Genomic DNA, 19,595 nt, shown 5'->3' on the forward strand with positions numbered 1-19,595 from the left:
TCAGTCCAGGAGATTCCGCAACCGTGGCTTCCACGAACGACCTCAAGAACGGCATGGTGCTCAAGCTCGAAGGCGGCCAGCTCTGGTCCGTCGTCGAGTTCCAGCACGTCAAGCCCGGCAAGGGCCCCGCCTTCGTGCGCACCAAGCTCAAGAACGTGCTCTCCGGCAAGGTCGTCGACAAGACCTTCAACGCCGGCGTCAAGGTCGAGACGGCCACTGTCGACAAGCGCGACATGCAGTTCTCGTACATGGACGGCGAGTACTTCGTCTTCATGGACATGGAGACCTACGACCAGCTGCACATCGACCGGAAGGCCGTCGGCGACGCCGCCAACTTCCTCGTCGAGGGCTTCACCGCCACCGTCGCGCAGCACGAGGGCGAGGTGCTCTTCGTCGAGCTGCCCGCCGCCGTCGAGCTGACCATCGCCGAGACCGAGCCGGGCGTCCAGGGCGACCGCTCCACCGGTGGCACCAAGCCCGCCACCCTGGAGACCGGTCACCAGATCCAGGTCCCGCTCTTCATCACCACCGGTGAGAAGATCAAGGTCGACACCCGCACGAGCGACTACCTCGGCCGGGTGAACAGCTAACCGTGGCCGCCCGCAACACGGCCCGCAAGCGCGCCTTCCAGATCCTCTTCGAGGGCGACCAGCGCGGCGCCGACGTCCTGACGGTCCTCGCGGACTGGATCCGGCTGTCCCGGGACGACACCCGGCAGCCGCCGGTGAGCGAGTACACGATGCAGCTGGTCGAGGGCTACGCGAAGCACGCGAAGCGCATCGACGAGCTGATCGCCCAGTACGCGGTCGGCTGGACGCTCGACCGGATGCCGGTCGTCGACCGCAACATCCTGCGGCTCGGCTCCTACGAGCTGATCTGGGTCGACGAGACCCCGGACGCCGTCGTCCTCGACGAGATGGTGCAGCTGGCGAAGGAGTTCTCCACGGACGAGTCGCCCTCGTTCGTCAACGGTCTGCTCGGCCGGCTGAAGGAGCTCAAGCCTTCGCTGCGCCGCGACTAGCTCCGCCGGGAGACGCGACCGGCTCCGCCGGGAGAGCCGGGGAACTGCGGGCCGTACATGGCCTGCGGGCCGATCGCGGCTCGTCACGCGGTTCCCCGCGCCCCTCGCGGGGCGCGCACGGCGCCGGAGGGCCCACAGCACACGCTGTGGGCCCTCCGGCATGTGCGGGGAAGGCGAGCGCGGAAAGCGTGCGCGGCAAAAAGCCGGGGTGGCCGGAACCGTCTGGTTCCGGCCACCCCGGCGGCACGTTTCTGCTGAGACGCTACGGCGCTCAGCTCTCCTCGTGGGAGACCGCGCGACGCGCGTCCGCGTCCAGCACGCCCCAGCTGATCAGCTGCTCGGTGAGGACCGAGGGGGACTGGTCGTAGATGACGGCGAGCGTGCGCAGGTCGTCCTGGCGGATCGAGAGCACCTTGCCGTTGTAGTCACCGCGCTGCGACTGGATCGTCGCGGCGTACCGCTGCAGGGGGCCCGCCTTCTCGACCGGCACGTGGGCCAGCCGCTCAAGGTCCAGGACGAGCTTCGGCGGGGGCTCGGCGGCGCCGCCCGGGGTGGTGCCCGGGAGCAGTTCCTGGACGGGGACGCCGTAGAAATCGGCCAGCTCCGCAAGGCGCTGCACGGTCACGGCGCGGTCGCCGCGCTCGTAGGAACCGACCACGACCGCCTTCCAGCGTCCCTGGGACTTCTCCTCGACACCGTGGAGGGAAAGGCCCTGCTGGGTGCGGATCGCCCGGAGCTTGGCCCCGAGCTGTTTGGCGTATTCGCTGGACATATAGCTCCCCGGCACTGGGTCGACGCGGCCGGATTGGCTTCCATGCCGCGCGGTTGGTAACTCACTGTGAGGTTACGCAGCGTGATTCTTCTGCGTCAAGCCGAATGGTCCACACCGACTCTTCCGTGGTATCGGTGGCTGATTAGGCCAAGGGGGTGATCGGGGGTGTGACCCCGGCCTGCTACCGTGGATGGCGCAATTCCGACGTCCTTTAAGGTCCGTCCCGTGAGGCGGAGAAGGAGGTCCGTTTCGTATGGACAAGCAGGACACGCGGCGCGAGCCGCAGCAGTCCGATGCGCGGCCCGTTCTCGAAGGCCCCGACATCGCGCGGGTACTGACCCGCATCGCCCACGAGATCGTCGAACGCGCCAAGGGCGCCGACGACGTGGTGCTCCTCGGCATCCCGACCCGTGGCGTCTTCCTCGCCCGGCGGCTCGCCGCCAAGCTCGAGCAGATCACCGACCGCACGATCCCGGTCGGCTCCCTCGACATCACCATGTACCGCGACGACCTCCGCATGCACCCGCCGCGTGCGCTGGCCCGCACCGAGATCCCCGGTGACGGCCTCGACGGCAGGCTCGTCGTCCTCGTCGACGACGTGCTCTTCTCCGGCCGCACCATCCGCGCCGCCCTCGACGCCCTGAACGACATCGGGCGCCCGCGCGCCGTGCAGCTCGCGGTCCTGGTCGACCGCGGGCACCGTGAACTGCCCATCCGAGCCGACTACGTCGGCAAGAACCTCCCCACGTCGCTGCGGGAGACGGTCAAGGTCCAGCTCGCCGAGGAGGACGGTCGCGACACCGTGCTGCTCGGTGTGAAGCAGACCACCCCGGGCGCGCAGCAGTAGCAGTCCGGCGTACGCCCCCGCGTGCGCGCTCCCATGCGCCCGCATGCCCGAAAACTCCCGAATGTCTTACGGAGCCTGACAGATGCAGCGTCATCTCATCTCGGCCGCCGACCTCACCCGCGACGACGCCGTCCACATCCTCGACACCGCCGAGGAGATGGCCCGGGTCGCCGACCGGCCCATCAAGAAGCTGCCGACCCTGCGCGGCCGCACCATCGTCAACCTCTTCTTCGAGGACTCCACCCGCACCCGGATCTCCTTCGAGGCCGCCGAGAAGCGCCTGTCCGCGGACGTCATCAACTTCTCCGCCAAGGGTTCCAGCGTCTCCAAGGGCGAGTCCCTCAAGGACACCGCCCAGACGCTGGAGGCCATGGGCGTCGACGCCGTCGTCATCCGGCACGGCGCCTCAGGAGCCCCCTACCGCCTGGCCAACTCCGGCTGGATCGACGCCGCCGTCATCAACGCCGGTGACGGCACCCACCAGCACCCCACCCAGGCCCTGCTCGACGCCTTCACCATGCGCCGCCGGCTCGTCGGCCGGGACGCGGGGATCGGCCAGGACCTGTCCGGCAAGCACATCACCATCGTCGGCGACGTCCTGCACAGCCGGGTCGCCCGCTCCAACGTCGACCTGCTGCACACCCTCGGCGCCGAGGTGACCCTCGTCGCCCCGCCCACCCTGGTGCCGGTCGGCGTCGAGACCTGGCCCTGCGAGGTGTCGTACGACCTCGACACCACGCTGCCGAAATCCGACGCGGTCATGATGCTGCGCGTCCAGCGCGAGCGGATGAACGCCGCCTTCTTCCCCACCGAGCGCGAGTACTCGCGCCGCTACGGCCTCGACGGGGACCGGATGGCCCGGATGCCCGAGCACGCCATCGTGATGCACCCCGGCCCGATGGTCCGCGGCATGGAGATCACCGCCGAGGTCGCCGACTCCGACCGCTGCACCGTCGTCGAGCAGGTCGCCAACGGCGTCTCCATCCGCATGGCCGTCCTGTACCTGCTCCTGGGCGGGAACGAACCCGCCGTCAGCCACGCCCGTACCACCGGTTCCACCGAGGAGAAGTAAGCGACCATGAGCAAGATCCTGATCCGTGGTGCGAAGGTGCTCGGCGGCGAGCCGCAGGACGTCCTCATCGACGGCGAGATCATCGAGGCCGTCGGCAGCGGGCTGTCCGCCGAGGGCGCCGAGGTCGTCGAGGCCGACGGCAAGGTGCTGCTGCCGGGCCTGGTCGACCTGCACACCCACCTGCGCGAGCCCGGCCGCGAGGACTCCGAGACCGTCCTGACCGGCACCCGGGCCGCGGCGAGCGGCGGGTACACGGCCGTGTTCGCGATGGCCAACACCTTCCCCGTCGCCGACACCGCCGGCGTCGTCGAGCAGGTGTACCGGCTCGGGCGGGAGCACGGCTACTGCGACGTGCAGCCCATCGGCGCCGTCACCGTCGGCCTGGAGGGCAGGAAGCTCGCCGAGCTGGGCGCCATGCACGAGTCGGCGGCCGGTGTCACCGTCTTCTCCGACGACGGCAAGTGCGTCGACGACGCCGTGATCATGCGGCGGGCGCTGGAGTACGTGAAGGCCTTCGGCGGGGTCGTCGCCCAGCACGCGCAGGAGCCGCGGCTGACCGAGGGCGCCCAGATGAACGAGGGCGTCGTCTCCGCCGAGCTGGGGCTGGGCGGCTGGCCCGCGGTGGCCGAGGAGTCGATCATCGCCCGGGACGTCCTGCTCGCCGAGCACGTCGGCTCCCGCGTCCACATCTGCCACCTGTCGACCGCGGGCTCGGTCGAGATCGTCCGCTGGGCGAAGTCCCGCGGCATCCAGGTCACCGCCGAGGTCACCCCGCACCACCTCCTCCTCACCGACGAGCTGGTGCGCACCTACAACCCGGTCTACAAGGTCAACCCGCCGCTGCGCACCGAGCGTGACGTGCTCGCCCTGCGGGAGGCGCTCGCCGACGGCACGATCGACATCGTCGCCACCGACCACGCCCCGCACCCGCACGAGGACAAGGACTGCGAGTGGGCCGCGGCCGCCATGGGCATGGTCGGCCTGGAGACCGCGTTGTCGGTGGTCCAGGAGACCATGGTGGAGACCGGGCTCCTCGACTGGGCCGGTGTCGCCGACCGCATGTCCTCCACGCCCGCGCGGATCGGGCAGGCCAGGGGCCACGGGCGTCCCGTCTCGGCAGGTGAGCCCGCCAACCTCACGCTGGTCGACACGGCATACCGTGGGTCGGTGGACCCCGCGGGCTTCGCCTCGCGCAGCCGCAACACCCCGTACGAGGGGCGTGAGCTGCCGGGCCGTGTCACGCACACGTGGCTCCGGGGCAAGGCCACGCTCGTCGACGGGAAGCTCACGTGACACCTGTAATCCTGCTCGCGGCCGAGAAGGAATCGGCCGAAGTGACCGACTGGGCCGCCCGGATCGGCTGGGTCGTCGGCCTCGCCCTGTTCGTCGCGCTCGTCTACTGGCTGATGCGCGAGGGCTGGAAGTGGCGCGGCACGCTCCAGAGCGACCTGCCCGAGCTGCCCACCGCGCCGGACGACCCGGGCCCGGCGAGACTGAGCATGAGCGGTCGCTACCACGGCTCCACCACCGCCGGGCAGTGGCTCGACCGCATCGTGGCCCACGGCCTGGGCACCCGTAGCCGGGTCGAGCTCACCCTCACGGACGCGGGACTGGAGGTCGTACGCCCCGGTGCGACCGACTTCTTCATCCCGGCCGGTGCGCTGCGCGAGGCCGTGCTCGGCAAGGGCATCGCGGGCAAGGTCCTCACCGAGGGCGGACTGCTCGTGGTGACCTGGGCACACGGCGACAAGCTGATCGACTCCGGCTTCCGCTCGGACCACGCGGCCGAGCACACCGAGTGGGTCGACGTCATTAACTCCATGATCGAAACAACCACCAGGGAAGGCGCCGAACGATGACGACCTCCATCCAGGGGACCGCCTCGCAGAGGCACAAAGCGGCTCCCGCCGTACTCGTCCTGGAGGACGGCCGGACCTTCCGCGGCCGCGCCTACGGGGCCGTGGGGGAGACCTTCGGCGAAGCGGTGTTCTCCACCGGCATGACGGGCTACCAGGAGACTCTGACCGACCCCTCGTACGACCGCCAGATCGTCGTCGCCACCGCTCCGCAGATCGGCAACACCGGCTGGAACGACGAGGACGACGAGTCCAAGCGCATCTGGGTCTCCGGCTACGTCGTGCGCGACCCCGCGCGCGTGCCCTCCAACTGGCGGGCCCAGCGCTCCCTCGACGACGAGCTGGTCGCCCAGGGCATCGTCGGCATCTCCGGCATCGACACCCGCGCCCTCACCCGCCATCTGCGCGAGCGCGGCTCCATGCGCGCCGGCATCTTCTCCGGCGAGGCGAGCGCCCCCGAGCCGGAGCTCCTCGCGCGCGTGCAGGCCCAGCCGCACATGAAGGGCGCGAGCCTCTACGAGGAGGTCGCCACCCAGGAGGCCTACGTCGTCCCGGCGGTCGGCGAGAAGCGCTTCACCGTCGCCGCGATCGACCTCGGCATCAAGGGCATGACCCCGCACCGGATGGCCGAGCGCGGCATCGAGGTGCACGTGCTGCCGGCCACGGCCACGGCGGACGAGATCTACGCCGTCAACCCCGACGGCGTGTTCTTCTCCAACGGCCCCGGCGACCCGGCGACCGCCGACGGCCCGGTCGCGCTGATGAGCGAGGTGCTCGAGCGCAAGACGCCCCTGTTCGGCATCTGCTTCGGCAACCAGATCCTGGGCCGCGCCCTCGGCTTCGGCACCTACAAGCTGAAGTACGGCCACCGCGGCATCAACCAGCCGGTCCAGGACCGTACGACCGGCAAGGTCGAGGTCACCGCGCACAACCACGGCTTCGCCGTGGACGCGCCCCTCGACAAGGTCAGCGAGACCAAGTTCGGCCGCGCCGAGGTCTCCCACGTCTGCCTCAACGACAACGTCGTGGAGGGGCTGCAGCTGCTCGACCAGCCGGCCTTCTCCGTCCAGTACCACCCCGAAGCGGCAGCCGGCCCGCACGACGCCGCCTACCTGTTCGACCGCTTCGTTTCCCTGATGGAGGGCCAGCGTGCCTAAGCGCACCGATATCCAGTCCGTCCTGGTCATCGGCTCCGGCCCGATCGTCATCGGCCAGGCCGCCGAGTTCGACTACTCCGGCACCCAGGCGTGCCGGGTCCTGAAGTCCGAGGGCCTGCGGGTCATCCTCGTGAACTCCAACCCCGCGACGATCATGACCGATCCGGAGATCGCCGACGCCACCTACGTCGAGCCGATCACCCCGGAGTTCGTCGAGAAGATCATCGCCAAGGAGCGTCCCGACGCCCTGCTGCCCACCCTGGGCGGCCAGACGGCCCTCAACACCGCCATCTCGCTGCACGAGAACGGCGTCCTGGAGAAGTACGGCGTCGAGCTGATCGGCGCCAAGGTGGAGGCCATCCACAAGGGCGAGGACCGCGACCAGTTCAAGCTGGTCGTCGAGGCGGTCAAGGCCAAGATCGGGCACGGCGAGTCCGCCCGCTCGGTCATCTGCCACTCCATGGACGACGTCCTGGCCGGCGTCGAGGAGCTCGGCGGCTACCCCGTCGTCGTCCGCCCCTCCTTCACCATGGGCGGCGCCGGCTCCGGGTTCGCCCACGACGAGGAGGAGCTGCGCCGCATCGCCGGCCAGGGCCTCACCCTCTCGCCGACCACCGAGGTGCTCCTGGAGGAGTCCATCCTCGGCTGGAAGGAGTACGAGCTGGAGCTGATGCGCGACAAGCACGACAACGTCGTGGTCGTCTGCTCCATCGAGAACTTCGACCCGATGGGCGTGCACACCGGTGACTCGATCACCGTCGCGCCGGCGATGACGCTGACCGACCGCGAGTACCAGATCCTGCGGGACATCGGCATCGCCGTCATCCGCGAGGTCGGCGTCGACACCGGCGGCTGCAACATCCAGTTCGCGGTGAACCCCGTCGACGGCCGGGTCATCGTCATCGAGATGAACCCGCGCGTGTCGCGCTCCTCGGCGCTGGCCTCCAAGGCGACCGGCTTCCCGATCGCCAAGATCGCGGCCAAGCTCGCCGTCGGCTACACCCTCGACGAGATCCCGAACGACATCACCCAGGAGACCCCGGCCTCCTTCGAGCCGACGCTCGACTACGTGGTCGTGAAGGCCCCGCGCTTCGCCTTCGAGAAGTTCCCGAGCGCCGACTCCACGCTGACGACGACCATGAAGTCGGTCGGCGAGGCCATGGCCATCGGCCGCAACTTCACCGAGGCGTTCCAGAAGGCGCTGCGCTCGCTGGAGAAGAAGGGCAGCCAGTTCACCTTCGTCGGCGAGCCCGGCGACAAGGAGACCCTGCTGGAGGAGGCCGTCCGCCCCACCGACGGCCGGATCAACACCGTCATGCGGGCCATCCGCGCGGGTGCCACGCCCGAGGAGGTCTTCGAGTACACGAAGATCGACCCCTGGTTCGTCGACCAGCTCTTCCTGATCAAGGAGATCGCCGACGAACTGGCCGCCGCCCCCGAGCTCACGCCCGATCTGCTCGCCGAGGCCAAGCGGCACGGCTTCTCCGACCAGCAGATCGCCGAGATCCGGGGCCTGCGCGAGGACGTCGTGCGCGAGGTGCGGCACGCGCTGGGCGTCCGCCCGGTCTACAAGACGGTCGACACCTGCGCCGCGGAGTTCGCCGCCAGAACGCCCTACTTCTACTCGTCGTACGACGAGGAGAGCGAGGTCGCCCCGCGCGAGAAGCCGGCCGTCATCATCCTGGGCTCCGGCCCGAACCGCATCGGCCAGGGCATCGAGTTCGACTACTCCTGCGTCCACGCCTCCTTCGCGCTGTCCGACGCCGGGTACGAGACCGTGATGGTCAACTGCAACCCGGAGACCGTCTCCACCGACTACGACACCTCCGACCGCCTGTACTTCGAGCCGCTCACGCTCGAGGACGTGCTGGAGATCGTCCACGCGGAGGCGCAGGCCGGCCCGATCGCCGGCGTCGTCGTCCAGCTCGGCGGCCAGACCCCGCTGGGCCTGGCGCAGGCGCTCAAGGACAACGGCGTGCCGATCGTCGGCACCTCGCCCGAGGCCATCCACGCGGCCGAGGACCGGGGCGCCTTCGGGCGCGTGCTCGCGGAGGCGGGTCTGCCGGCCCCGAAGCACGGCACGGCCACCACCTTCGCCGAGGCGAAGTCCATCGCGGACGAGATCGGCTACCCGGTCCTGGTGCGGCCGTCGTACGTCCTGGGCGGACGCGGCATGGAGATCGTCTACGACGAGGCCCGGCTGTCCTCCTACATCGCCGAGTCGACCGAGATCAGCCCCACCCGGCCGGTCCTGGTCGACCGCTTCCTCGACGACGCCATCGAGATCGACGTCGACGCCCTGTACGACGGCGAGGAGCTGTACCTCGGCGGTGTCATGGAGCACATCGAGGAGGCCGGCATCCACTCCGGCGACTCGGCGTGCGCCCTGCCCCCGATCACCCTCGGCGGCTTCGACATCAAGCGCCTGCGCGCCTCCACGGAGGCCATCGCCAAGGGCGTCGGCGTACGCGGCCTGATCAACATCCAGTTCGCGATGGCCGGCGACATCCTCTACGTCCTCGAGGCCAACCCGCGCGCGTCCCGCACGGTGCCCTTCACCTCGAAGGCGACCGCGGTGCCGCTGGCGAAGGCCGCCGCCCGGATCTCCCTGGGCGCCACCATCGCCGAACTGCGCGCCGAGGGGCTCCTCCCGGCGACCGGCGACGGCGGCGAGCTGCCGCTGGACGCGCCGATCTCCGTCAAGGAGGCCGTGATGCCGTGGACCCGCTTCCGGGACACCTCCGGCCGCGGCGTCGACACCGTCCTCGGCCCGGAGATGCGCTCCACCGGCGAGGTCATGGGCATCGACTCCGTCTTCGGCACGGCGTACGCCAAGTCGCAGGCGGGAGCCTACGGCCCGCTGCCGACCAAGGGCCGCGCGTTCATCTCGGTCGCCAACCGCGACAAGCGCTCGATGATCTTCCCGGCGCGCGAGCTGGTCGCCCACGGCTTCGAGCTGCTCGCCACCTCCGGCACCGCCGAGGTCCTCAAGCGCAACGGCATCAACGCCACGGTCGTGCGCAAGCAGTCCGAGGGCACCGGTCCCAACGGCGAGAAGACCATCGTCCAGCTCATCCACGACGGCGAGGTCGACCTCATCGTCAACACCCCGTACGGCACCGGCGGCCGCCTCGACGGCTACGACATCCGTACGGCCGCCGTGGCGCGCTCCGTGCCGTGCCTGACGACGGTCCAGGCGCTCGCCGCCGCCGTCCAGGGCATCGACGCCCTCCACCACGGTGACGTGGGCGTCCGTTCGCTCCAGGAACACGCGGAACACCTGACCGCGGCCCGCGACTAGCAGCCGACGAGGGGGACACCGGAAACGGTGTCCCCCTCCGTATGAGGACACGTCTGAGATGTACAAGCTCTTCTTCCGCCTGGTGTTCCAGCGCATGGACCCCGAGCAGGCCCACCACCTCGCCTTCCGCTGGATCCGCCTCGCCGTCCGCATCCCCGTGCTGCGCACCTTCGTCGCGGCCGCCCTCGCCCCCCGCTACAGGGAACTGCGCACCGAGGCCTTCGGGCTGCGCATGCACGGCCCCTTCGGGCTCGCCGCCGGCTTCGACAAGAACGCCGTCGCCGTCGACGGCATGGCGATGCTGGGCTTCGACCACGTCGAGATCGGCACCGTCACCGGGGAGCCGCAGCCCGGCAACCCGAAGAAGCGGCTGTTCCGGCTCGTGCCCGACCGGGCGCTGATCAACCGCATGGGCTTCAACAACGAGGGCTCGCTGGCCGTCGCCGCCCGCCTGGCCTCCCGCGAGCCCGTGTTCAGGACGGTCGTGGGCGTCAACATCGGCAAGACCAAGGTCGTCCCGGAGGCCGAGGCCGTCCTCGACTACGTGAAGTCGACCGAACGTCTCGCACCGTACGCCGACTACCTCGTCGTGAACGTCTCCTCGCCGAACACGCCCGGCCTGCGCAACCTGCAGGCCACCGAGGCGCTGGGCCCCCTGCTCAGCGCCGTGCGCGAGGCCGCCGACCGCACGGTGACCGACCGCCGGGTGCCGCTGCTGGTGAAGATCGCCCCGGACCTGGCCGACGAGGACGTCGACGCGGTCGCCGACCTGGCCGTGGAACTCGGCCTGGACGGGATCATCGCCACGAACACCACCATCGCGCGCGACGGGCTCGGCCTGACGTCCGCCCCCTCCCTGGTCAAGGAGACCGGCGGACTGTCCGGCGCGCCGCTGAAGGCGCGCTCCCTCGAGGTGCTGCGCCGCCTGTACGCGCGCGTGGGCGACCGCATCACCCTGGTGGGCGTCGGAGGCGTGGAGAACGCCGAGGACGCCTGGCAGCGCATCCTCGCGGGCGCCACGCTCGTCCAGGGCTACAGCGCCTTCATCTACGAGGGGCCCTTCTGGGGCCGCGCGATCCACAAGGGGCTCGCGGCACGGCTGCGCCAGAGCCCGTACGCCACCCTGGCCGACGCGGTCGGCGCCGACGTGAGGAGCACGGCATGACCCTGGAACCCTTCGGCGCGCGTCTGCGCCGGGCCATGGACGAGCGCGGCCCGCTCTGCGTCGGCATCGACCCGCACGCGTCCCTGCTCGCCGAGTGGGGGCTGAACGACGACGTCGCCGGGCTGGAGCGGTTCAGCAGGACGGTCGTCGAGGCGATGGCCGACCGGGTCGCCGTCCTGAAGCCGCAGAGCGCCTTCTTCGAGCGGTTCGGCTCGCGCGGTGTCGCCGTCCTGGAGAAGTCCGTCGCGGAGGCGCGGGCGGCCGGCGCCCTGGTCGTGATGGACGCCAAGCGCGGCGACATCGGGTCGACCATGGCCGCGTACGCCGAGTCGTTCCTGCACAAGGACGCCCCGCTGTTCTCCGACGCCCTCACCGTCTCGCCGTACCTCGGCTACGGCTCGCTCAGCCCCGCCGTCGTGCTGGCACGGGAGAGCGGCGCCGGGCTGTTCGTGCTGGCGCTGACCTCCAACCCGGAGGGCGGTGAGGTGCAGCACGCGGTGCGCGCCGACGGGCGGAGCGTGGGCGCCACGATGCTGGGCCACCTGGCGGCCGAGAACGCGGGGGAGGAGCCGCTGGGCTCCTTCGGGGCGGTCGTCGGGGCCACCCTGGGCGATCTGTCGACGTACGACCTCGACATCAACGGGCCGCTCCTCGCGCCCGGCATCGGGGCCCAGGGCGCGACGCCCGCGGACCTGCCCCGCGTCTTCGGCGCCGCCGTCCGCAACGTCGTGCCGAACGTGAGCCGCGGAGTGTTGCGCCACGGTCCCGACGTGGTCGCTCTGCGTGACGTCGCGGAGCGGTTCGCGGACGAGGTCAGAACCGCGGTGACGGCCGCCTGAACGCCGTCGGGCGCCCGACCGGGGACTCCGGCGGGCGGCCGCAGGACGATTTGAGCCTGGATACATCCTCAAATCAGGGGCATTATGTCCTAAATATCCGTCCTGACGGAGGCTGACCAGGACTTTTCCTCTGTTCTCGCTGACTCTCGCGGACTTGACCGCTAGTCTCCGACGGAGAGTGAACGGGCAAGCGTGTTGCTCGTGGCTCCCCAGGTGTGGGGCGACTAGGTTCCTCACCGGTCCGTATCCGACAGTTCGACATCCGAGGTGACGTAGGCGTGGCTCTTCCGCCCCTTACCCCCGAACAGCGCGCAGCCGCGCTCGAAAAGGCCGCCGCGGCTCGCCGGGAGCGGGCCGAGGTCAAGAATCGACTGAAGCACTCCGGCGCCTCCCTTCACGAGGTCATCAAGCAGGGCCAGGAAAACGACGTCATCGGCAAGATGAAGGTCTCCGCCCTGCTCGAGTCCCTGCCGGGCGTGGGCAAGGTCCGCGCCAAGCAGATCATGGAGCGACTCGGCATCTCCGAGAGCCGTCGTGTGCGCGGCCTCGGGTCCAACCAGATCGCCTCTCTGGAGCGTGAGTTCGGCGACACCGCCAAGTGAGTCCGAGGTGCTCCGGGCGGACCGTCCCGGGCACTGCGGCACAACTGGAATAATCGCTGCATGAGTGAACGTCCGCGGCTGACCGTGCTCTCCGGCCCCTCCGGGGTCGGCAAGAGCACGGTCGTCGCCCATATGCGCAAGGAACACCCCGAGGTCTGGCTCTCGGTGTCGGCGACGACCCGCAAGCCCCGCCCCGGCGAGCAGCACGGAGTCCACTACTTCTTCGTCACCGACGACGAGATGGACAAGCTGATCGCCAACGGCGAGCTGCTGGAGTGGGCCGAGTTCGCCGGCAACCGCTACGGCACCCCGCGGGCCGCCGTGCTGGAGCGACTGGAGGCGGGTGAGCCCGTCCTCCTGGAGATCGACCTCCAGGGCGCGCGGCAGGTCCGCGAGTCCATGCCCGAGGCCCAGCTGGTGTTCCTGGCTCCGCCCTCCTGGGAGGAGCTGGTGCGCAGGCTCACCGGACGCGGCACCGAGCCGCCCGAGGTGATCGCACGCCGTCTGGAGGCGGCGAAGATCGAACTCGCGGCCGAGCCGGAGTTCGACGTGACCCTGGTCAACACCTCCGTCGAGGACGTGGCGGGCGAGCTGCTAGCCTTGATGGATGTTGTGTGATCACGCGTGATGTGATCACGGCCGATCTTTTCCCACCCATCGGAAGGTAGAGCGTGTCCTCTTCCATCTCCGCGCCCGAGGGCATCATCAACCCGCCGATCGACGAGCTCCTCGAGGCCACCGACTCGAAGTACAGCCTCGTGATCTACGCGGCCAAGCGGGCGCGCCAGATCAACGCGTACTACTCGCAGCTCGGCGAGGGCCTCCTCGAGTACGTCGGTCCGCTCGTCGACACCCACGTCCACGAGAAGCCGCTCTCGATCGCCCTCCGCGAGATCAACGCGGGACTCCTGACGTCCGAGGCCATCGAGGGCCCCGCGCAGTAGTCTTCTCGGCTCGCAGTTCTTCCCACAGGCCCGGCAGTGCGACTGCCGGGCCTGTGGTCTGCTCCGGGTGCCTCTGCTCGGGGTGCATCCGCCCGGGGGCGCGGACGCCGTCCCGCCGCGATGATGCAGCATGGACTCGCACGCGGGAGCCCGCGGCGTTCGTTTCGAGGTCCGGGGAGAGACGGTGGACAAGCCGAAGGTCGTTCTGGGGGTCAGCGGTGGCATCGCCGCGTACAAGGCCTGTGAGCTGCTGCGCAGACTGACGGAGTCCGGCCACGACGTGCGCGTCGTCCCCACCGCCTCCGCCCTGCACTTCGTCGGCGCCGCCACCTGGTCCGCCCTCTCCGGCAACCCGGTCTCCACCGAGGTCTGGGACGACGTCCACGAGGTCCCGCACGTCCGTATCGGCCAGCACGCCGATCTGGTGGTCGTCGCCCCCGCCACCGCCGACATCCTCGCGAAGGCCGCCCACGGCCTGGCGGACGACCTGCTGACGAACACGCTGCTCACCGCCCGCTGTCCGGTCGTCTTCGCCCCCGCGATGCACACGGAGATGTGGGAGCACCCGGCCACCCAGCAGAACGTGGCGACGCTGCGCCGCCGCGGGGCCGTCGTCGTCGAACCGGCCGTGGGCCGGCTCACCGGCGTCGACACCGGCAAGGGCCGGCTGCCCGACCCGGCCGAGATCTTCGAGATCTGCCGCCGGGTGCTGGCCAGGGGCGTGCGTGAACCCGACCTCGCCGGCCGGCATGTGGTCGTCAGCGCCGGCGGCACCCGTGAGCCCCTCGACCCCGTCCGCTTCCTCGGCAACCGCTCCTCCGGCAAGCAGGGCTACGCCCTCGCCCGTACGGCCGCCGCCCGCGGCGCCCGCGTCACCCTGGTGGCCGCCAACACCGGCCTGCCCGACCCGGCGGGTGTCGACGTCGTCCAGGTCGGCACCGCCGTGCAGCTGCGCGAGGCGGTCCTGAAGGCCGCCGCGGACGCCGACGCGGTCGTCATGGCCGCCGCCGTCGCCGACTTCCGCCCGGCGGCGTACGCGGCCGGCAAGATCAAGAAGAAGGACGACCGGGAGCCGGACCCCATCGTCCTCGTACGGAATCCGGACATCCTCGCGGAGATTTCCGCCGAGCGCGCCCGCCCTGGTCAGGTGGTCGTCGGCTTCGCCGCCGAGACGGACGACGTGCTGGCCAACGGCCGGGCGAAGCTTCGGCGCAAGGGCTGCGACCTGCTCGTGGTGAACGAGGTCGGGGAGCGCAAGACCTTCGGCTCCGAGGAGAACGAGGCCGTGGTCCTGGGCGCCGACGGCAGCGAGACCCCCGTCCCGTACGGCCCCAAGGAAGCTCTGGCCGAAATCGTGTGGGACCTGGTGACGCCACGCCTGGTCTGACGGTCTGATGCGCTGCACCGTGCCCACCGGGCTCGCCCGAACGGACGTGGCTCGTCTGGCCAACGGCGCTCCGCATTCGGCAGAATGCTTGTGCCGCAGGTCACAGCGCTCCCGAGAGGCGAGACAGGTGGGCCGGCGGTCGGGCGCGACCGATAAACTGTTCTCGGACGTGTCCGGGCGCAGCCCCCGCCGCGTCCGCCAATGATCAGCCAGCAGCCGCTGCAACCCCAGGGAGCGTTGTGTCCCGTCGCCTGTTCACTTCGGAGTCCGTGACCGAGGGTCACCCCGACAAGATCGCTGACCAGATCAGCGACACCATTCTCGACGCGTTGCTCCGTGAGGACCCGACGTCCCGTGTCGCCGTCGAAACGTTGATCACGACCGGTCTGGTGCACGTGGCCGGCGAGGTCACCACGAAGGCGTACGCGCCGATCCCGCAGCTCGTCCGGGACAAGATCCTCGAGATCGGGTACGACTCCTCGAAGAAGGGCTTCGACGGCGCCTCCTGCGGTGTCTCCGTGTCGATCGGCGCGCAGTCCCCGGACATCGCCCAGGGCGTCGACACCGCGTACGAGTCGCGGGTCGAGGGCGACGACGACGAACTGGACCGACAGGGCGCCGGCGACCAGGGACTGATGTTCGGCTACGCGTCCGACGAGACGCCGACGCTGATGCCGCTGCCGATCTTCCTGGCCCACCGCCTGTCCAAGCGCCTGTCGGACGTCCGCAAGAACGGCACGATCCCCTACCTGCGCCCCGACGGGAAGACCCAGGTCACCATCGAGTACGACGGTGACAAGGCGGTCCGCCTCGACACGGTCGTCGTCTCCTCGCAGCACGCGTCCGACATCGACCTGGACTCGCTGCTCGCTCCCGACATCCGCGAGTTCGTCGTGGAGCCGGAGCTGAAGGCGCTCCTCGACGACGGCATCAAGCTCGACACCGAGAGCTACCGCCTGCTGGTCAACCCCACCGGCCGCTTCGAGATCGGCGGCCCGATGGGTGACGCCGGACTGACCGGCCGCAAGATCATCATCGACACCTACGGCGGCTTCGCCCGCCACGGCGGCGGCGCCTTCTCCGGCAAGGACCCGTCCAAGGTGGACCGCTCCGCGGCCTACGCGATGCGCTGGGTCGCCAAGAACGTGGTCGCCGCGGGCCTGGCCGCGCGCTGCGAGGTCCAGGTCGCCTACGCGATCGGCAAGGCCGAGCCGGTCGGCCTGTTCGTCGAGACCTTCGGCACCCACAAGGTCGACCCGGAGAAGATCGAGAAGGCCATCGACGAGGTCTTCGACCTCCGCCCGGCCGCGATCATCCGCGACCTCGACCTGCTCCGCCCGATCTACGCCCAGACCGCCGCGTACGGCCACTTCGGCCGTGAGCTGCCCGACTTCACGTGGGAGCGCACGGACCGGGTGGACGCGCTGCGGGAGGCGACGGGGCTGTAAGCCCCCCGCGACAGCTGGTACGCGAGGCCCGGCAGCCCTTCGGGGGTGCCGGGCCTCCGTGCTGCCGGTCTCACGCCCGCGCACACCGGGTCCGTGTGCGGGGTCCTCAGCCAGGCCGGCCACGGTGGGGCCGGGGTTCCCCCGCTCACGCGGGCCGCCCGCGGGGAGCGACAGCCGTGGCGGGACCGTTGTCAGTGCCGTTTGGAAGAATGCAAGCGTGAGCAGCGAGAACGGGCAGGGGGGCGGTGACGCCGCGGGGGAGGCGGCGGCGCCGGAGCAGCTCGCGCTGATTCGGGAGAGCGTGCGCAAGGCCAAGGTGCCGCGGGCGAAGCCGCGGACGTGGCGGGGGGCCGCGCTGGCCGGGGAGCTGCCGATCGCTCGGGTGCTCGTCGACAAGGGGGTGCTGCATCTCGACCGGTACTTCGACTACGCGGTGCCGGCCGAGCTGGACGCCGACGCTCAGCCGGGCGTGCGGGTGCGGGTGCGGTTCGGGGCCGGCCGCGGGCGGGTGCGCGAGGGGAGGCGAGAGGGCGGGGGACTCATCGACGGGTTCCTGGTCGAGCGGCTCGCCGAGTCGGACTACTCGGGCCCGCTGGCCGCCCTCGCCCAGGTGGTGTCGCCCGAGCCCGTGCTCAGTCCGGAACTGCTCGGACTGGCGCGAGCCGTCGCCGACCGGTACGCGGGCAGCCTGGCGGACGTGCTCCAGCTGGCCGTGCCGCCGCGCAGCGCGCGGGCCGAGCAGCGACCGTCGCCCGCGCCTCTTCCGCCGCCGGAGGTCCCGGCGGTGGGGTCCTGGGCGCGGTACGAGCACGGGGACGCCTTCCTCCGGGCCCTGGCCTCGGGAGCGTCCCCTCGGGCCGTGTGGAACGCGCTGCCCGGCCCCGAGTGGAGCGAGGAGGTGGCGCGTGCCGTCGCCGCGACGCTGGCCTCCGGGCGGGGTGCCCTCGTCGTCGTACCGGACGGGCGGGCCGCCGCGCGGGTGGACGCCGCGCTGACCGGTGTGCTGGGGGAGGGGCGGCATGCGCTGCTCACCGCCGACGCCGGGCCCGAGAAGCGGTACCGCGAGTGGCTCGCCGTGCGGCGGGGGGCCGTGCGGGCGGTCGTCGGCACGCGGGCCGCCATGTTCGCGCCGGTGCGTGACCTGGGGCTGGTGGCGGTCTGGGACGACGGGGACGACAGCCACAGCGAGCCGCACGCTCCCCAGCCGCACGCGCGCGACGTGCTGCTGCTGCGCGCCGCACACGACAAGTGCGCCTTTCTGCTGGGGGGTTGGAGCTGCACCGTCGAGGGCGCGCAGCTCGTCGAGAGCGGGTGGGCGCGGCCGCTGGTCGCCGCGCGGGAGCAGGTGCGGCGCGCGGCTCCGCTGGTGCGGACCGTGGGGGACCAGGATCTCGCGCGCGACGAGGCGGCCCGGGCCGCCCGGCTGCCCACGCTCGCCTGGCAGGCGGTCCGGGAGGGGCTGCGGCGCGGGCCGGTGCTCGTGCAGGTGCCGCGGCGGGGGTACGTGCCGCGGATGGCGTGCGCCGCCTGCCGTGCTCCGGCACGCTGCCGGCACTGTTCCGGGCCGTTGGAGACACGGGACGGCGGAGCGTTGGCGTGCGGGTGGTGCGGGCGGGAGGAGACCGCCTGGCACTGCCCGGAGTGCGGGGGCTTCCGGCTGCGGGCTCAGGTCGTCGGGGCGCGGCGCACCGCCGAGGAGCTGGGGCGGGCCTTCCCCGCCGTCCCGGTGCGGACGTCCGGACGTGAGCAGGTGCTGGACACCGTGCCGGGGACGCCCGCGCTCGTCGTGAGCACACCGGGCGCCGAACCGGTCGCCGAGGGCGGGTACGCGGCGGGCCTGCTGCTGGACGGCTGGGCCATGCTCTCCCGGCCCGACCTGCGGGCCGGGGAGGACGCGCTGCGGCGGTGGATCGCGGCCGCCTCGCTGGTGCGGCCGCAGGAGGACGGGGGGACCGTGGTCGTCGTCGCCGAGCCCACCCTGCGGCCGGTGCAGGCGTTGGTGCGGTGGGATCCCGTCGGGCACGCCGTGCGGGAACTCGCCGAGCGGGCCGAGCTCGGGTTTCCGCCGGTGTCGCGGATGGCGGCGGTCGCGGGGCCGCAGGAGGCGGTGCTCGCGTTCCTGGGGACCGTGGAGCTGCCCGCGGAGGCCGAGGTGCTGGGGCCCGTTCCGCTGCCGGTCACCCCCGCCGGGCGGACACGGCGGCCCGGGACGCCGCCTCCCGGGGAGCTGTGGGAGCGGGCGTTGATCCGGGTGCCGCCGGGGAAGGGGGCCACGCTGGCCTCGGCGCTCAAGGCCGCCCAGGCAGCGAGGATGGCCCGGAGCGGAAGCGGGAACGGCGGGGGTGGCGGATCCGCGGTGTGGGTGCGGATCGATCCGCCCGACATCGGGTGAGGGCCGGTGCGCCGGGCGGGCGCCGCGGTACCGGTGGACCTGATCGGCGCCGGATACGCGACTGCCCTCTCGGGCGGGGTGCGTACCGAGAGGGCAGGCGGGGCCGCGCGTCAGCCGTTGCGCGGGCCGGGGACGGCCGAGGGTCTCGCCTCGTCGCGCAGGGACGGGCTGCCCGCCGTCGGCTGGGTCGGCATCGAGCGGGCCGCGGGGACCGTCGGCACCACGGGGATGCCGGTGCCCACGTTGACCGTGCGGGTGCCCGACGGCTCCGTCGTACGGTCGGGCTCCGGGGTGGCCTGGGCGGCGGCGCGGCGGGAGCCGTAACGGCGGTGGACCGCCTGCTTGGTGACGCCGAGTGCGGAACCCACCGCGTCCCACGAGAAGCCGAGCGAGCGGTCGAAGTCCACCGCGGCGGTGACCAGGGTCTCGACGCTGTCCCGCAGCTCCTGCGCGAGGCGCACGGTGGGGGCGGGGGCGCGTCCGTAGACGACGAAGCCCGTGGACGGGCCGGAGCGGCGCGGGCGGTAGACGTTGCCCAACTGGGCGGTCAGGGTGCGCAGCGCGTCCACCTGCCGGCGGACCCGCTCGATGTCCCGCACCAGCAGGTGCAGGCTGGCCCGGGCCTGGGCGTCGTGGGTTGCGTGGTCGGCCATGAACAAGCCTCTCGAACCGGCGTTGAAGAAGGGTTCGGGCCGCTGCGGGGAGCGGTCCGGTGTGGTCAACTCTTTCTTGACCAACGCGGGTTCGCTCCGCGGGTCACGGTGTGGGGGCGTATGGGCATATGCGTACGCC

Annotated in this window: 18 protein-coding genes; 16 read left to right on the forward strand and 2 right to left on the reverse strand. The window is 71.4% G+C overall.

Features of this window, described 5'->3' with window-relative positions:
- Positions 1 to 23 precede the first annotated feature (23 nt).
- A complete protein-coding gene (efp, locus tag ACIHAR_RS19080; RefSeq protein ID WP_014671526.1) occupies positions 24 to 590 on the forward strand; it encodes an elongation factor P in 567 nt (188 codons plus the stop codon).
- Between the two features lie 2 nt (positions 591 to 592).
- Positions 593 to 1,021, forward strand: a complete 429-nt coding sequence (gene nusB, locus ACIHAR_RS19085) for a transcription antitermination factor NusB (RefSeq protein WP_365455400.1) — start codon at positions 593 to 595, stop codon at positions 1,019 to 1,021.
- A 271-nt stretch (positions 1,022 to 1,292) separates the two neighbouring features.
- On the opposite strand, the gene bldD is transcribed toward nusB, so the two are convergent.
- Positions 1,293 to 1,793: a transcriptional regulator BldD gene (gene bldD / locus ACIHAR_RS19090; RefSeq protein ID WP_009313753.1), complete on the reverse strand. Its 501-nt coding sequence runs from the start codon at positions 1,791 to 1,793 to the stop codon at positions 1,293 to 1,295.
- A gap of 253 nt (positions 1,794 to 2,046) precedes the next feature.
- Between bldD and pyrR the strand changes: the two genes are divergently transcribed.
- The 14 genes from pyrR (at position 2,047) to ACIHAR_RS19160 (ending at position 18,803) form a co-directional block, all read left to right on the forward strand.
- Positions 2,047 to 2,640 carry a bifunctional pyr operon transcriptional regulator/uracil phosphoribosyltransferase PyrR gene (pyrR, locus tag ACIHAR_RS19095; protein ID WP_365455397.1) on the forward strand — a complete coding sequence of 198 codons (594 nt, stop codon included), beginning with the start codon at positions 2,047 to 2,049 and terminating at the stop codon, positions 2,638 to 2,640.
- A gap of 82 nt (positions 2,641 to 2,722) precedes the next feature.
- Entirely contained in the window at positions 2,723 to 3,712 is a 990-nt protein-coding gene (locus ACIHAR_RS19100) for an aspartate carbamoyltransferase catalytic subunit (protein WP_365455395.1), read from the forward strand.
- Positions 3,713 to 3,718: 6 nt separating this feature from the next.
- Positions 3,719 to 5,005 (forward strand): dihydroorotase, encoded by a 1,287-nt coding sequence (locus ACIHAR_RS19105; protein WP_365455393.1) that lies wholly within the window; start codon positions 3,719 to 3,721, stop codon positions 5,003 to 5,005.
- A complete protein-coding gene (locus ACIHAR_RS19110) occupies positions 5,002 to 5,571 on the forward strand; it encodes a hypothetical protein (protein ID WP_365455390.1) in 570 nt (189 codons plus the stop codon). Before ACIHAR_RS19105 ends, ACIHAR_RS19110 begins: the two co-directional genes overlap by 4 nt.
- The gene (carA, locus tag ACIHAR_RS19115; RefSeq protein ID WP_400020543.1) at positions 5,568 to 6,725 is read left to right on the forward strand and encodes a glutamine-hydrolyzing carbamoyl-phosphate synthase small subunit; all 1,158 of its coding nucleotides are present in this window, start codon (positions 5,568 to 5,570) and stop codon (positions 6,723 to 6,725) included. The genes ACIHAR_RS19110 and carA overlap by 4 nt, the downstream gene beginning before the upstream one ends.
- Positions 6,718 to 10,026: a carbamoyl-phosphate synthase large subunit gene (carB, locus tag ACIHAR_RS19120; protein ID WP_400020545.1), complete on the forward strand. Its 3,309-nt coding sequence runs from the start codon at positions 6,718 to 6,720 to the stop codon at positions 10,024 to 10,026. Before carA ends, carB begins: the two co-directional genes overlap by 8 nt.
- A 58-nt stretch (positions 10,027 to 10,084) precedes the next feature.
- Positions 10,085 to 11,191: a quinone-dependent dihydroorotate dehydrogenase gene (locus tag ACIHAR_RS19125; RefSeq protein WP_365455381.1), complete on the forward strand. Its 1,107-nt coding sequence runs from the start codon at positions 10,085 to 10,087 to the stop codon at positions 11,189 to 11,191.
- Positions 11,188 to 12,030, forward strand: a complete 843-nt coding sequence (gene pyrF, locus ACIHAR_RS19130) for an orotidine-5'-phosphate decarboxylase (RefSeq protein ID WP_400020548.1) — start codon at positions 11,188 to 11,190, stop codon at positions 12,028 to 12,030. The genes ACIHAR_RS19125 and pyrF overlap by 4 nt, the downstream gene beginning before the upstream one ends.
- 278 nt (positions 12,031 to 12,308) lie before the next feature.
- Positions 12,309 to 12,632, forward strand: coding sequence for an integration host factor (locus ACIHAR_RS19135; RefSeq protein WP_189936491.1), 324 nt, complete (start codon positions 12,309 to 12,311; stop codon positions 12,630 to 12,632).
- A 60-nt stretch (positions 12,633 to 12,692) separates the two neighbouring features.
- Entirely contained in the window at positions 12,693 to 13,250 is a 558-nt protein-coding gene (gene gmk / locus ACIHAR_RS19140; protein WP_400020550.1) for a guanylate kinase, read from the forward strand.
- Positions 13,251 to 13,303: 53 nt separating this feature from the next.
- Positions 13,304 to 13,576, forward strand: a complete 273-nt coding sequence (gene rpoZ, locus ACIHAR_RS19145; protein ID WP_003977348.1) for a DNA-directed RNA polymerase subunit omega — start codon at positions 13,304 to 13,306, stop codon at positions 13,574 to 13,576.
- A 184-nt stretch (positions 13,577 to 13,760) separates the two neighbouring features.
- The gene (gene coaBC / locus ACIHAR_RS19150; protein ID WP_400020552.1) at positions 13,761 to 14,963 is read left to right on the forward strand and encodes a bifunctional phosphopantothenoylcysteine decarboxylase/phosphopantothenate--cysteine ligase CoaBC; all 1,203 of its coding nucleotides are present in this window, start codon (positions 13,761 to 13,763) and stop codon (positions 14,961 to 14,963) included.
- A 239-nt stretch (positions 14,964 to 15,202) separates the two neighbouring features.
- Positions 15,203 to 16,411 (forward strand): methionine adenosyltransferase, encoded by a 1,209-nt coding sequence (gene metK / locus ACIHAR_RS19155; protein ID WP_365455368.1) that lies wholly within the window; start codon positions 15,203 to 15,205, stop codon positions 16,409 to 16,411.
- A gap of 217 nt (positions 16,412 to 16,628) precedes the next feature.
- On the forward strand, positions 16,629 to 18,803 hold the full coding sequence (locus tag ACIHAR_RS19160) for a primosomal protein N' (RefSeq protein WP_400020555.1): 2,175 nt from the start codon (positions 16,629 to 16,631) through the stop codon (positions 18,801 to 18,803).
- Positions 18,804 to 18,913: 110 nt separating this feature from the next.
- Here the strand turns inward: ACIHAR_RS19160 and ACIHAR_RS19165 are convergent, their stop codons facing one another.
- Positions 18,914 to 19,456 (reverse strand): hypothetical protein, encoded by a 543-nt coding sequence (locus tag ACIHAR_RS19165; protein ID WP_365455362.1) that lies wholly within the window; start codon positions 19,454 to 19,456, stop codon positions 18,914 to 18,916.
- Positions 19,457 to 19,595 lie beyond the last annotated feature (139 nt).

Origin of the sequence: Streptomyces sp. NPDC052016 (genome assembly GCF_044548445.1) — a bacterium.
Taxonomy (GTDB): Bacteria; Actinomycetota; Actinomycetes; order Streptomycetales; family Streptomycetaceae; genus Streptomyces.

Coding starts and splice junctions, on each gene's coding strand:
- pyrF (WP_400020548.1), top strand. CDS start 11,188: ATGACCCTGGAACCCTTCGGCGCGCGTCTGCGCCGGGCCATGGACGAG.
- bldD (WP_009313753.1), bottom strand. CDS start 1,793: ATGTCCAGCGAATACGCCAAACAGCTCGGGGCCAAGCTCCGGGCGATC.
- ACIHAR_RS19105 (WP_365455393.1), top strand. CDS start 3,719: ATGAGCAAGATCCTGATCCGTGGTGCGAAGGTGCTCGGCGGCGAGCCG.
- ACIHAR_RS19125 (WP_365455381.1), top strand. CDS start 10,085: ATGTACAAGCTCTTCTTCCGCCTGGTGTTCCAGCGCATGGACCCCGAG.
- ACIHAR_RS19165 (WP_365455362.1), bottom strand. CDS start 19,456: ATGGCCGACCACGCAACCCACGACGCCCAGGCCCGGGCCAGCCTGCAC.
- ACIHAR_RS19100 (WP_365455395.1), top strand. CDS start 2,723: ATGCAGCGTCATCTCATCTCGGCCGCCGACCTCACCCGCGACGACGCC.
- gmk (WP_400020550.1), top strand. CDS start 12,693: ATGAGTGAACGTCCGCGGCTGACCGTGCTCTCCGGCCCCTCCGGGGTC.
- carA (WP_400020543.1), top strand. CDS start 5,568: ATGACGACCTCCATCCAGGGGACCGCCTCGCAGAGGCACAAAGCGGCT.
- pyrR (WP_365455397.1), top strand. CDS start 2,047: ATGGACAAGCAGGACACGCGGCGCGAGCCGCAGCAGTCCGATGCGCGG.